The following is a 13,201-nucleotide window of genomic DNA, read 5'->3' on the forward strand; positions in this document are numbered from 1 at the left end:
CAGAGGTCGGAAAATGCCTTTTCAGGAAGCAGAGAATGACCTTCTGACTTCCGGCTTCCGATGTCTGACTTCCGGAATAGCATACCCAGGCACTTGCCTGAAAATGATTAGTCGTTGTTCATCATCACGTACATCAGGATAAAACGGACGAGTTCGAGCACAGCTACGAGCGCGCCTGCCACATACGTGAGTGCCGCGGCGTTCAATACTTTTTTCGATTCTTTCTCCTCATCGTTGCGAATGACACCGCTGGAGACGAGTTGCGTCATCGCGCGGTTGCTGGCGTTAAACTCCACCGGCAAGGTGACGAGTTGGAACAACACGGCAGCAGCCATCGCGAAAATGCCGACGAGCATCAATCCGCTAAATTGCAGCAGCATCCCGCCGATGATCAGAAAGATCGCCGCGTTCGATCCGAAGCTCGCGACAGGCACGAGGGAGGATCGAAGGCGCATAAAGCTGTAATCTTCCGCATCCTGGATAACGTGACCCACTTCGTGGGCGGCGACCGATGTGCCGGCCACAGATGTGCCATAATAGTTATCCTCGGATAAGCGCACCGTTTTGGAACGCGGGTCGTAATGATCGGTAAGCTGACCCTTTACGGGCTCCACGTTTACATCATAAATCCCGTTATCCTGCATGATCTTCGTCGCTACTTGCGCCCCGGTCATTCCCGTACTGTTACTTATTTGTGAATACTTGTTGTAGGTCGATTTCACACGCATCTGCGCGTAAATGGGAATGATCATGATCAGGGCAAAATAAATCAATAGTGTCATTAAATCCATGATTTCACCTCCAAAACCTCTCCTATCATTATTTTATTGAATATATGAGTATCCGTCAACGATCACGCCTTCGGCGTTCCCGCCTTTGTTCTCCTCTGTATTTTTTCCACCCGGCATAGGATAAAGCGAGTACAATCGTGCCGCCAACCGTAAAGATCACGATAAGTAAGGATGGATCATCCGCTTCGATGTCTTCATTATATAAGCGATCGATTTGATATTCCAGGGCATTGAAAAACGGGCGGGCATCTTCTTCATCTTTTAAACGCTGCCGATGTTCTTCCATAAAAGTCATGAGCGAGCGAAGCTCTTCCCGTTCAGATGGGGACATGCGCAAAGTCGCTGCGGGATGAATGGTTTCAAACGTACGTTTCCAATCATTCCAGGCCTGCTCAAACGTCTGGCCGCCTGCAGAGGCAGAGGTTCGCAAATGTTGCACCTGCTCCTTGACCTCATTTTCCGTCTCTTTCCATTTTGGTTCTTCCGGGTGAACGACCGCATCGATGACATAGTGAAAACGATAGGCAGCGTTAAGACGTTCAGCATCGGCAAGAGATACATCTGTTAGCGCTCCCTGCAAGCGTTCATAACTCATTATAATCGTGCCCATGTCATGGACATCCAATCCCATGGCTTCATAGTCCGCACCTGTCAGGTCATCGGCGAGTTCATTTAAAAGGGTTCGCCCCTCTTCGTAATTTTCGGCTTGTACAAGTGACACGATTTCTTCAGTCTCGGCACTGATATCTTCCCATTCTTCCCGCTGTTCACCTTGTTCGGCAGCGAATCCGAATAAAAAAATTCCAGCCATGATTAATACTAACCAGCCACGCACCGGAGACCCCCCTCCCTTGTCCTCTTACCAAATCGTATGAGGACAAGGCCAAGAGTAGACCACCGATGACGTTCCACAGGCAAAAGAAAGCCGGTGAATCTCCGCTTTGAAAGGAGAAAGCACCGACTTAACGACTCAGCGCGGCAAAGTTAGACGATAGCGGTCATGCCGGATATTGAAAAAGTACACGATGGCAATCGCTACAAGGCCGAGCCAAAAGGTAAAGTAGCCGATATGGTCGATATAGGGCAACATGGCCGGACTCACCCATGGATGCATCCCGAAAACGTAATCGATGATATCGTTATGTACCGTCCAGATACCTACGACGACGAGGTGCCACGGTTTTATACGGTAATAAGGCAAGAATAACACCGCTTGCAGTGCCATGCCGAAATGAGAAGCGACCAGCATGTAATTTTGCCAGTTCACCGGCCCGCCCATTATATCGGCACCCAGGTTCATGACAACAGCCCAGATCCCGTACTTGATGAGTGTGACCGCCGCGAACGCTTCCAGTAACCCGATATGTTTCCGCAAAAGAAACGCAGCCAGCACCCCGGTGAAAAACAGACTGGCTGTAGGGCTATCGGGCACAAAGGGAACAAAGATAACAGGCGTTTGCGCAAGTTGGTCTTCATACCAGTAAAATCCATATAGTGTCCCGCCCCCGTTAATCAACAGCAATACCCACAACATCGGTGGACGGGCCAAAAAACCAATAAGTATTCGCAAACCAGCCACTCCTCATCCGCTAACCAGGTGTTAGAAAACTTGGCTTTTCGCCAAGACTGGCGAAAGCCTTAGTTGCACTTATGCAGGATAAGAAAGTGGTTTATACTTTCTTACCTGCTGAAAAAAGCTGACCGATGTCAGCTTTTTTCAACCGCTATTGTGCTTCTTCTTCCGCGTCATCTTCATCATCTTCTTCTCCCAAATCCGAGGCGTCATCAGCGTCAACCTCATCTTCATCCAGGTACTCCAACTCTTCGTTTACGCCCCCGCCGTCAGCAACATACTCGGAGAGGATCTGTAATTCTTCTTCCGAGCCGTCAAACATATCCGGCGGCATTTCTCCGATTCCATCTACGGAAATTTCCGCGACGCCTTCAGCGTCGTAAGGGAGTTCATAAAGATCAGGTCCCCGCACGCCCGGGTTTCCTTCCATATTATCGCCGTGACAGGAAATACAGCCCTGGGCCTGGTATATTTCATAACCCTCGATATCTTCTTCGACTTCTAAAATATCCTCTTCGCCCATCGCGGCTTGTTCTGCATCGGCTTCCCAGTCATGTTGGTCGGCGGATTCCCACGTCAGATAAACGACAGACATGACGGCAAGGATCATCATCGACGTCGCGATCGGCCGTTTGGATAGGTTTCGTTCCGGGCCTTTATCCAACCACGGGGCCAACATTAACGCGCCAAAGGCAAGGCCGGGTAACACGACCGTCCCGATGACAACGTAATCCCCCGCGGCAAATTGGTATTTCAGGAGCTGATACAAAAACAGGAAAAACCAGTCAGGCAACGGAATATAACTCGAGTCCATAGGGTCAGCTTCCCGTTCAAGCGGTGCCGGGTGAGCGACCGTTAAACAGAGAAAGCCGATTAGAAATACGGCACCGACAACCCATTCTTTCAGCAAATAGTTCGGGAAAAAAGCTTCTGTCTTGCCGGGGTATTCCGAGTAATCTTTAGGTATATTTTCCATTCGATGTTCGCGTTCCTTAATTCTGGAATCAGTAACGAACCTCATTCCTTTTCCTCGATGCATCGGTTCCCCTCCTCAAGCGTTTGGAAAAAACCGGCCTTCACTATGGCCATCATTTTCTTTCAATGCTAATACTATCATCTCAGGCCATCTCCTAGAGCGGACCGGAGATACCTTGTCTACGAATCATAATAAAGTGAATCGCAATCAGACCGAGCAATGCTCCCGGCAAAAAGAATACGTGGATGGCGAAGAAACGGGTGAGCGTCTGCGCACCAATAAATTCTCCCCCAGCCAGCAAATTGCTGAGCAGGTCTCCGACAACGGGCACGGTTTCGGCGATTTCCAGTCCGACTTGCGTGGCAAAATACGCTTTCATGTCCCACGGGAGAAGATAGCCGGTAAACCCAAGGCCTAAAATAATGAAAAATAGCAGGACGCCGACGACCCAGTTAATTTCACGGGGTTTTTTATATGAGCCGGTAAAAAATACACGTAATGTATGTAAAAACACCATGACGATTACGACACTCGCGCCCCAATGGTGCATCCCGCGCACGATCATTCCAAAAGCGACATCACTTTGTAAATACTCCACGGACGCGTGGGCATTCACGATATCAGGTACATAATACATCGTCAAAAACATGCCGGATAATATTTGAATGACGACGGTGAAAAACGTCAAGCCCCCAAAGCAGTATACAAAGGCCGAGAAATGGTGCCCGGGATTCACGTGTTCAGGCACCTCGTGATCAGCTACATCCCGCCATAATGGGGTGACATCTACACGATCGTCGATCCAGTCGTAGATACGTTGTAACATTCTAAATGCCCCTCCTAGATTTGTGGTGATGGGTTCGTCCCTAGAAAGACCCTGCCATCCCGGACTTCATGCTCATAACGATGAAGCGGTTCCGTCGGTGGTGTGCCTTGAACATTCGTACCGTCCCTTTCAAATCTGCCAAAGTGGCAAGGGCAAAAAAATTGTTCCGGATTATCCGGGTCCGTTCCCCAATTTACCGTGCACCCTAAGTGCGTACAGGTCGGAGACAAAGCGACGACCTCATCCCCCTCCATATGAATCCACACCGTTTCCGTCACTTGTTCTACATGCCAGCCATGATCCTGTTCATATTCCATATCGAAAGCCTGCGGTACATCGGTTAAATCATCGACCGCCGCGACATCGACCATGTCATCTTCGGCATCGGCTTGCAATATGGGATCAACGCCGAAACGAACCATCGGCATAATCACACCTGCGGCCATAAAACCGCCGGTGCCCAGTAATGCGTATGTTAAAAACTGTCGTCTTGATACATTGTGGTCCTTCTCCACGGAATACTCCCCCCTACGTGCTTGAAACCTTTCCCTATTTTTGCAGCTAAGAAAGTATAAACTTTCTTAGCTTGCATAAGTGCAACTAAGGCTTTCGCCATGCTTGGCGATAAGCCAAGTTTTCTTTACGCTAAAGCCGTTTGACAAAGACATCCTCATCATAGCCCAGCGATTCAAGGCATGTCAATCTTTAAATGGCTCTTTTGCATGTGTTTCATAACCCTTTTTCCTGTTGCCATTCTTTCATAACCTGAGGCAGGATCTCTTTCATCTGATCATTTAAGGTTTTTTGTTGTAATTTCTTGTCCATGTGTTCGATGGGTAAGTGAGGAAGCCATAACAAAAGGCCGGGAAGGTCATTTTCAACTTTTTTCCATGACGGGTCGGCCGTTACCCAAATGATGTGGTTTTTGCCGTTCGATTTTAGTTCATCCGCCCAGGCATCCACATGCTGCAGAAGCGTCTCCTGCGACTCATTCTGCGGATAAACGAGCGGTGGCAACTGTAACACTCTGCCGCGAAACTGCTTTTCCATTTCCATCGAAATGAGTGATATGTACTCCCCCATCGCTACGGCACTCTTCATCTCCTCTCCGAGTGAAACGGATAAAAGCGGGATGAGGGCCGTATCGACATACGATTGGGATTGTTGATACGTATCAATATCTGCTGTTTGCCATTGCATTATGGAAACTCCCTTATCGAAAATCGCCTGCCTCTCATTATAAAGGAATCCCTTTAAAAAATGCCAGTCCGAAACAGGAAAACATTCTATTGTTCACGAGATTGTAACTCTTCGACGAACATAGCCAGCTCATGGTTGTCCGGCTGCAGTTGCATGGCGCGGGTCAAAATGGCAAGCGCATCCTCACGGCGTCCGTTTTCCAAAAGTAATTGGCCATACTCTTCCAAGGCTTCCCCATCTGTTTCCAGATATGCAGTGATACGCTCATAAATTGGTAATGCTTCCTCTACTTCATCATTAAGATAATAAGCTTTCCCTTCATAATAAGTGAGTAAAGGGTCTTCTTCACCCGTCTCGCGCAGTTGCCCGATGAGCGTTTGTAAATCCTCGACGCGTTCATCTTCGGCATACATGCGTAGAAGTCCGGCGCTGGCCGCCATGTTGCCGGGATGATAGGCGAGGGCTTGTGCAAAGGATTGCTCTGCCTCCTCCCGTTGACCGAGGGTTTGTTGCAGACGTCCCGCTTCAGCATATAGATGCTCGTTGTGGGCGTCGACGCTCAACCCGGCTTTCGCCGTTTTCAGGGCATTCTCATATTGGTGATCCGCCTCATACGCTTCGATTAACGGGGCATAGAGGCTCGTGTATTCAGGATCCATCGCTTGCAAACTTTCCAGCTGCTCCGTCGCTGTTTTCATATCGCCGAGTTGCAAGGCCGTAAAACCGTATCCAAACAGGGCGCGCGGTTCTTCTTGCTCGGCAAGGGCTTCCTCATAATAAGAAACCGCCGTTTCAAAAGCGCCTGTGTTGCTGTATGCCTCGGCCAGAAGCAGGGAAAGATTCGTATCTTCAGCAGCAAAACCTTGTTGAAGCGCTTGTTTTAAGTAAGGGATCGCGCTCTGGTAATTGCCCTGCTCCACGTAGTAACTTCCGATTCCCGCCAGTAAAACCGGCTCGTCCGGTGCCTGTTCGAGGGCGAGAAACAACTTTCTTTCCGCGACTTCTTCCAAACCCTGGATATGATAAAGATCAGCCAGTAACATCTGCGCTTCCAGGAATGCTTCATCATTAACGGCGATTGTCTCCAACACATCGATGGCATCTTCTTCCCGGTCCAGGTCAATGGCCGCCTCCGCTTTCAATGTCAACAGACTCCCTTCAAGCGGATACGTCGCCAGCAGCTGATCGACGAGGCGCAGTACTTCCTGTGGATGGCCAAGCGATTGATAAGCGGTCGCCAGTTCAAATAATTGCTCGTCGTCGGCGTTCGTCTCGATCGTATTCAGCCTTTGCAGACCGCTTTGCACGTCTCCACGCTCGATCAGATCAATGGCTTGTTCAACATCCGTGCGCACAAACATCTTCCTCTCTTTTAAATAGGCTCTTTGCGGGGCTAAGCCTTCTTTAGTATAGCAAATAACAGACATAAAAAAAACCTGAATGCATCGCGAGAAAACGCTTACATTTCAGGTTGAGCAAAAATATGCCCTTAGATTATGGATAGGAGTGGAGAGAAACCATACGCTGATTCTTATTATAAATGAATTCATCGGATTGTCAATGATTTTTCACTAGAAAATTTGGCTTATCGCCAATAACCGGTTTTCTCCACATCCTTTTTATGGGGTGCTTAAAGCACGGACGGCTTCATAAAAGCCCGGAAAGGAAATCTCGTTTGCTTGCGATCCATGTATGGTCGTGCTTCCTTTTGCGATTAATCCCGCGATCGTAAATGCCATGCCGATCCGATGATCGTTAAAACTATGGACTTCAGCACCGGAAAGTGGCGTCGGACCCTCGATCACCATACCGTCTTCGGTGGCTTCTACATTCGCTCCCAACCGCCGTAATTGCTCTACGGTCGTTTCAATCCGGTTCGTTTCCTTATATTTGAGTTCGGTAGCATCTGTAATTACCGTTTGTCCCTCGGCCTGGGTCGCGACGACCGCGAGGACGGGAAGCTCGTCGATAAGACGCGGAATCAATGCTCCGGAAATCGTCGTGCCACGCAACGGCTTTTCGCTGATGACAATGTCAGCCACCGGCTCACCGCTTACGAGACGTTCATTTTCCAACGTTATATCGGCCCCCATCGCCACAAGCGCATCGAGGACGCCTGCGCGCGTCGGATTGACACCAATGTTACTGACGCGCAGATGACTGTTTTTCACGATCGCAGCAGCAGCGAGCAGGAAAGCGGCCGACGAGATATCTCCCGGGATATCGACGTGCCTGCCCTGTAAAGACGGTCCCCCGGTGATGGAGACAGCGTGACCGTCGATGTTTACATCAACGCCAAAAGCCTGCAGCATTCGTTCGGTGTGATCCCGCGAACGCGTTTCTTCCCGTACCGTCGTCGTTCCCTCTGCCTGCAAACCGGCAAGGAGAAGCGCGCTTTTCACCTGAGCACTCGCGACTGGCAGCTCATAATCGATACCGTTGAGTTTTGTACCCCCATTGACCGCTATCGGTGTGTATGTGGCATCATCTCGACCATAAATAGCCGCACCCATTTTTTTTAACGGATCTGTAATTCTCGCCATCGGACGTTTCGCAATGGATTCGTCACCCCCGATGACCGAAAAGAACGGGCGCCCTGCCAAAATCCCCAACATAAGACGTATCGTCGTTCCGGAATTACCAACATCCAACCATTGTGACGGGACATGAAGCCCTTCCAGTCCTCTGCTTTCGATCGTGACCTTCCCCTGTTCCCGGTCATGCTGAATGTGGACACCCATGTTTTGAAAACATTTGATCGTTTGCCTACAGTCTTCTCCGTCCAAAAAACCGTCCACCGTCGTCCGGCCATGGGCCATCGCCCCGAACATAACCGCGCGATGGGAAATGGATTTATCTCCGGGTACGGTTATATTTCCACGCAACGGTTCCGAGGGAATCATCGTTTCTGTATCCATGCAAATCTTCCCCTTATTCACTGATATAGGTGTTAAATTGTTCGGCTTCCAGACAATCGAGCCCCCGTTGACGGTCCGCTTCCTTACGAAAGCTCAAGCGGAGCACGCCCATGATGTCCTCGCGCGTTTCCATAATGCGGATGTTCGTAATGCTGATGTCATGGTCGGCGAGAATACCCGTCACTTCCGAAATCACACCCGGATGGTCAGGGACATCGACGAATAAATCATAAAAAGCGGGAATCGCCCCTTTCTTTTTCGCCGGCAATTCATCCCGATGCCGTTTGGCTTCCGAAAAAAACTGTTGCAAACGGTCATCGTCGCCTTCTTCGATCAAGTTTTGCACCGTTTGCATATCCGCTTGCCAACGCTCCATCATCGGGATGAGTACATGTTTGTTGTGCACTAAAATGTCACGCCACATGATGGGATTGGCTGAAGCGATGCGGGTAATATCCCGGAATCCACCGGCAGCCAGATCGCTTAGAACAGGGTGATGCTGCTTTAAATCGATTAACTGGTGCACGAGTGACGCCGCCACGATGTGCGGAAGATGGCTGACACTACCCGCAAGCAAATCATGCTGCTCGGCCTCCAATTCAATAAAACGGGCATTCGTGCCGATCAACCAGCGTTTCAAACGTTCCACGGCAAACGTATCCACATTTTTTCCCGGCGTTAAAATATAGAAAGCATTTTCGAATAGATCGGGCCGCGAACCCTGTACGCCGCTTTTGTGCGACCCCGCCATAGGGTGCCCGCCGATAAATGTGACCTCGTGCTCGTTGAACAAGCGCTCACTTTCGGTCACAACCGTTTCCTTCGTGCTTCCGACATCCGTAATCATCATGCCGACTTTTAGCGGGTGACGCGCCAGTGACGCCAGCAGCTCCATCGTTTTGGAGACAGGGGTGGCGATCACGATGAGATCCGCGTCCTGAACGGTCGTTGATATCGATGTATGTCCCTCGTCGATGATGTCCAGCGATTTGGCCATCTGTAACGATGGCTCATGTATATCGATGCCGATGATATGTACATGATGGGAAGCACGAATGGCAAGGGCCACTGAGCCGCCGATGAGGCCCAGGCCAATAATGATAACTTTGGGAGGATCGTGCGAATGTGAGGAGGCGCGCTTCGTCATATCGTTTCACCTATACTTTCATTTTGCCATGCGCATTCCACTCGGCAAAAGCGGTCATGAGTTGTTCGTTTTCGTTTTCTGTTCCAATCGAGATGCGAATACAGTGAGGAAAGCCGAGCGCTTCTCCGGAACGAACGATAATGCCCCGGCGAATGAGCGCCTGAAAAACATCATCGCCGCTTACGCCTACATCCACGAGGATAAAATTCGTCTCGCTCGGATAACAGTAGCAGTCCTGATCTCGAAAAAAACTCTCGAGCTTCTTCTTTTCATGGAGATTGTTGCGATGGCAATCAGCGACGAATGTTTGCGTCTCAAGAGCGGTGATAGCCGCTGTTTGCGCGAGCGTTGTCGTGTTAAACGGCGGTCTGAGCGGTTCGACTTTGGAGACGAAATCCTTTACGCCGACGCCGTATCCAATCCTTAAACCGGCAAGGCCATACATTTTGGAAAACGTACGTAAAATAAATAAATTATCATAAGACTTAAGCAGCGAGAGCGTGTCGGGATAATCGTCCGCCTCTACATATTCCGCATAGGCTTCATCGCTCACGACGAGGACATCACTTGGTACCCGTTCCATAAACGCGGAAAAATCGTCGGCATTGTTATAGGTGCCGGAAGGATTATTGGGATTGCACACCCAGACGATACGCGTTTTCTCATCGATAGCCTCGGCCATGGCCGGCAGGTCATGAAAGCCGTCTTTAAGCGGGACTTCAATAATCTCAGCCCCTTCGATGAGGGCATTATGCTTATACTGGGAAAACGTCGGTGTCGCCATCACGGTGTTCGTATCCTCCGTCAGCATCGCCCGGCAGAGGAGTAAAATCACTTCGTCAGAGCCGGCTCCGAAGAGCAGCTGTCCCTCTTCCACCTGCAGGTGATTGGCGACCGCCCGACGCAAGACGCTCGCGTGTCCATCCGGGTAGAGTTGTGGCGTACTCGCCTCTGTCAGCCGTTTTTGCACGGCTTGAGAAGAACCATATGGATTTTCATTGGAAGCCAGTTTTATCACTTTATCCAGCCCGTACTCCGCTTTGACATCTTCGATCGGTTTTCCCGGTTCATACGGACGGAGTTGGTTAACGACAGGTTTCATTTTCATTTTCATAAAACGCGAATCTCCTTTTCTTTCTCCCCCAATTTTATGACGAAACGAGCGTTTCCACAAAGGATTTGATGTCCTCGAGTGCTTGCGGCCGTGAATGCTCATGGCGCAGGGCCTCTTTTCGCTTACCGATTTCCCGCACGATGGCACTGCCCACAATCGCTCCATACCCTCGCGCTTGTATCGCCTCTACTTGTTGGCTGCTGGAAACGCCAAAGCCGATGGCGAGCGGCACTTGACTATAAGCCCTCGCTTCCTGCAAAAAGGAATCAATCCCTTCGGCAAACGCATTCCTCACACCGGTGACGCCCAGGCTTGAAACACAATAGAGGAAACCTTCCGCCTGGCTCGCAATGCTTTGAATCCGTTTTTCGGATGTGGGGGCGACGAGGGAAACCAAAGCCAGATCATTTCGGCGACAACTTGCGCGCACGTCTTCATTTTCTTCAAACGGAAGATCCGGAATCAACCAACCGTCTGCCCCGGCCCGGGCAGCAGCTTCAGCGCCGGCGTCGATGCCGAAACGAAGCAACGGGTTCACATAGCAGAAAAGAACGATCGGGATGGTGACGCCGCGTTCGCGCATGGCGACGACGAGTGAAAATGTTTGTGTGAGGGTCATGCCTTCGTCCAGGGCCCGGTGGCTCGCTTCCTGAATCACCGGCCCGTCAGCTAAAGGATCGGTATAAGGAACGCCCAGCTCCAGAATATGAGCACCGGCTGCTTCAAGCTGCAGAGCAATTTCGACAGAAGCGTCGAATGAAGGGTCTCCAGCCATCATATAGGGAATAAACAACTGATCTTCGGCGGCACGTGCGGCTTGTTCAACGCTGTTCATCGTCGTTCCCCTCTCCGTCCCATTCATGTCTTATCGTTTCTACATCCTTATCGCCGCGTCCTGACAAACAGACGAGCAATTTATCTGCCGGGGACATCCATTTGGCTTTACGCAGCGCCAGTGCAAGGGCGTGCGCGCTTTCAAGCGCAGGGAGGATACCTTCCGTTTTTGTTAGCAGTGAGAGGGCCTGCAGCGCTTCTTCATCGCTAATCGCTTCGTATGTCACGCGCTTGGTTTCGGACAAATGGGCATGTTCCGGGCCGATGCCGGGATAATCCAGTCCGGCCGAAATCGAATAAGGTTCGGTGATTTGCCCGGCCTCATCCTGGAGCAAAGACGTAAAGGCCCCGTGAATCACCCCGGGGATCCCTTTCGTGAGACTCGCGGCATGTTCCTCCGTATCCAGTCCGCGCCCGGCTGCTTCTGCCCCGTATAAGCTTACGTTTTCATCTTCAAGAAACGCACTGAACATACCGATCGCGTTACTCCCGCCGCCCACACAGGCGACGACAGCGGCAGGTGACTCTTCTATCTGCGCTTTCGCCTCTTCGCCGATGACGCGCTGAAATTCCCGCACCATCTGCGGATAGGGATGGGGACCAACGACGGAACCGATCAAATAGACGGTATCTTCGACATTCGCCACCCAGTAGCGAATCGCTTCATTCGTCGCGTCCTTAAGCGTCTGGCTCCCGCTTTCCGCGGGGATCACCTCCGCGCCTAACAGTTCCATCCGAAACACATTCAGACGTTGTCTTTCCATGTCCTTGGCGCCCATAAAAATTTTGCATTCGAGCCCATATTTGGCAGCAGCGGTGGCCGCGGCGACACCGTGCTGGCCTGCGCCCGTCTCCGCGACAATTTTTTTCTTGCCCATCCGAACGGCAAGGAGCGCCTGGCCGATGGCATTATTGATTTTATGCGCTCCGGTATGCAAGAGGTCTTCCCTTTTTAAATAGATGCTCGCACCGCCCGTATGCTGCGAGAGACGTTCTGCATACGTAAGTGGCGTTTGTCTGCCCGCGTAATCGCGGAGGACGTCTCGGAAAGAGGTCATAAAAGCAGGATCGGCGATAGCCTCCTGAAAACCGGCTTCCAACTCTTCGAGGGCGGCCATGACCGTCTCGGGGACATATTTCCCGCCGAACTTCCCATAACGGCCGCGGGCATCAGGATAAGACACGGTCATCTGCACTCACCTGCTTTACGATCGCTTCCATTTTGTTCACGTCTTTTCGTTTTTCCTTTTCGATTCCGCTGGCAATATCAATCCCGTCAGGATGATGAGCGAGCAGCCCTGCTATATTGTCCGGCGAGATACCGCCCGCGATCCAAAGCGGTCGGTTCAGTTGCCTCGCAAAATGCACATAGATGGGAACGGCCTTCCAGTCAAAACGTCTGCCGGTTCCTCCCCTTTGCGCTTTCGTCCCCGCGTCTAGGAGAAAGCCGTCAACGACAGGTGCAAACGCGGAAAGCTGATCCAATGTCCCTTTTTGATGCCGAAAAGCTTTAATGACTCTTTTACCTGTCTTTGCTTTCACTTCCTTTAAAAACTGGGGGGGTTCATCCCCGTGAAATTGCAACGTATCCAATGGAGCGATGTCGATGATGGCAGCTACATCGGCGTGGTCCGGGTTCACGCATACAGCTACCGTTTGCTGGTCATGCAGCGAAACGCTCTCGAGCCACGCATTCACAGCCTCAGGAGCTACCTGGCGCTTGCTGTCCGCAAACACGAAACCGAGCGCGCTCGCGCCTGCCGCAACGGCGTTTTGCACATCTTCTTCCGATTGTAATCCGCAAAATTTTATGTCTGTCACT

Annotated in this window: 14 protein-coding genes; all 14 read right to left on the reverse strand. The window is 50.9% G+C overall.

Annotation, left to right across the window (positions count from 1 at the left end):
- Positions 1–107 precede the first annotated feature (107 nt).
- Positions 108–782, reverse strand: a complete 675-nt coding sequence (locus tag BLS58_RS00645; RefSeq protein ID WP_090395912.1) for a zinc metallopeptidase — start codon at positions 780–782, stop codon at positions 108–110.
- 64 nt (positions 783–846) lie between these two features.
- Complete coding sequence (locus BLS58_RS00650; RefSeq protein WP_090395627.1) at positions 847–1,626, reverse strand: sporulation protein YpjB; 780 nt, start codon at positions 1,624–1,626, stop codon at positions 847–849.
- Between the two features lie 135 nt (positions 1,627–1,761).
- Positions 1,762–2,361 (reverse strand): DUF1405 domain-containing protein, encoded by a 600-nt coding sequence (locus BLS58_RS00655; protein ID WP_342705317.1) that lies wholly within the window; start codon positions 2,359–2,361, stop codon positions 1,762–1,764.
- A 154-nt stretch (positions 2,362–2,515) separates the two neighbouring features.
- Positions 2,516–3,403, reverse strand: a complete 888-nt coding sequence (locus BLS58_RS00660; RefSeq protein ID WP_090395628.1) for a menaquinol-cytochrome c reductase cytochrome b/c subunit — start codon at positions 3,401–3,403, stop codon at positions 2,516–2,518.
- A 91-nt stretch (positions 3,404–3,494) separates the two neighbouring features.
- Positions 3,495–4,166, reverse strand: coding sequence for a menaquinol-cytochrome c reductase cytochrome b subunit (gene qcrB, locus BLS58_RS00665; RefSeq protein ID WP_090395629.1), 672 nt, complete (start codon positions 4,164–4,166; stop codon positions 3,495–3,497).
- Between the two features lie 14 nt (positions 4,167–4,180).
- Positions 4,181–4,681, reverse strand: coding sequence for a Rieske (2Fe-2S) protein (locus BLS58_RS00670; protein WP_245723008.1), 501 nt, complete (start codon positions 4,679–4,681; stop codon positions 4,181–4,183).
- 214 nt (positions 4,682–4,895) lie between these two features.
- The gene (locus BLS58_RS00675) at positions 4,896–5,366 is read right to left on the reverse strand and encodes a YpiF family protein (protein WP_090395630.1); all 471 of its coding nucleotides are present in this window, start codon (positions 5,364–5,366) and stop codon (positions 4,896–4,898) included.
- An 86-nt stretch (positions 5,367–5,452) separates the two neighbouring features.
- Positions 5,453–6,721 (reverse strand): tetratricopeptide repeat protein, encoded by a 1,269-nt coding sequence (locus tag BLS58_RS00680; protein WP_176764528.1) that lies wholly within the window; start codon positions 6,719–6,721, stop codon positions 5,453–5,455.
- Positions 6,722–6,985: 264 nt separating this feature from the next.
- Complete coding sequence (gene aroA, locus BLS58_RS00685) at positions 6,986–8,284, reverse strand: 3-phosphoshikimate 1-carboxyvinyltransferase (RefSeq protein WP_425433655.1); 1,299 nt, start codon at positions 8,282–8,284, stop codon at positions 6,986–6,988.
- A gap of 13 nt (positions 8,285–8,297) precedes the next feature.
- Complete coding sequence (locus BLS58_RS00690; RefSeq protein ID WP_090395632.1) at positions 8,298–9,431, reverse strand: prephenate dehydrogenase; 1,134 nt, start codon at positions 9,429–9,431, stop codon at positions 8,298–8,300.
- Positions 9,432–9,441: 10 nt separating this feature from the next.
- Positions 9,442–10,539, reverse strand: coding sequence for a histidinol-phosphate transaminase (gene hisC, locus BLS58_RS00695; protein WP_090395916.1), 1,098 nt, complete (start codon positions 10,537–10,539; stop codon positions 9,442–9,444).
- A gap of 40 nt (positions 10,540–10,579) precedes the next feature.
- Positions 10,580–11,380 carry a tryptophan synthase subunit alpha gene (gene trpA, locus BLS58_RS00700; RefSeq protein ID WP_090395633.1) on the reverse strand — a complete coding sequence of 267 codons (801 nt, stop codon included), beginning with the start codon at positions 11,378–11,380 and terminating at the stop codon, positions 10,580–10,582.
- A complete protein-coding gene (trpB, locus tag BLS58_RS00705) occupies positions 11,367–12,569 on the reverse strand; it encodes a tryptophan synthase subunit beta (RefSeq protein ID WP_090395634.1) in 1,203 nt (400 codons plus the stop codon). The genes trpA and trpB overlap by 14 nt, the downstream gene beginning before the upstream one ends.
- Complete coding sequence (locus BLS58_RS00710; RefSeq protein ID WP_176764529.1) at positions 12,550–13,200, reverse strand: phosphoribosylanthranilate isomerase; 651 nt, start codon at positions 13,198–13,200, stop codon at positions 12,550–12,552. The genes trpB and BLS58_RS00710 overlap by 20 nt, the downstream gene beginning before the upstream one ends.
- Position 13,201: the final 1 nt, after the last annotated feature.

The organism is Natribacillus halophilus (assembly GCF_900100185.1).
GTDB lineage: Bacteria > Bacillota > Bacilli > Bacillales > Marinococcaceae > Natribacillus > Natribacillus halophilus.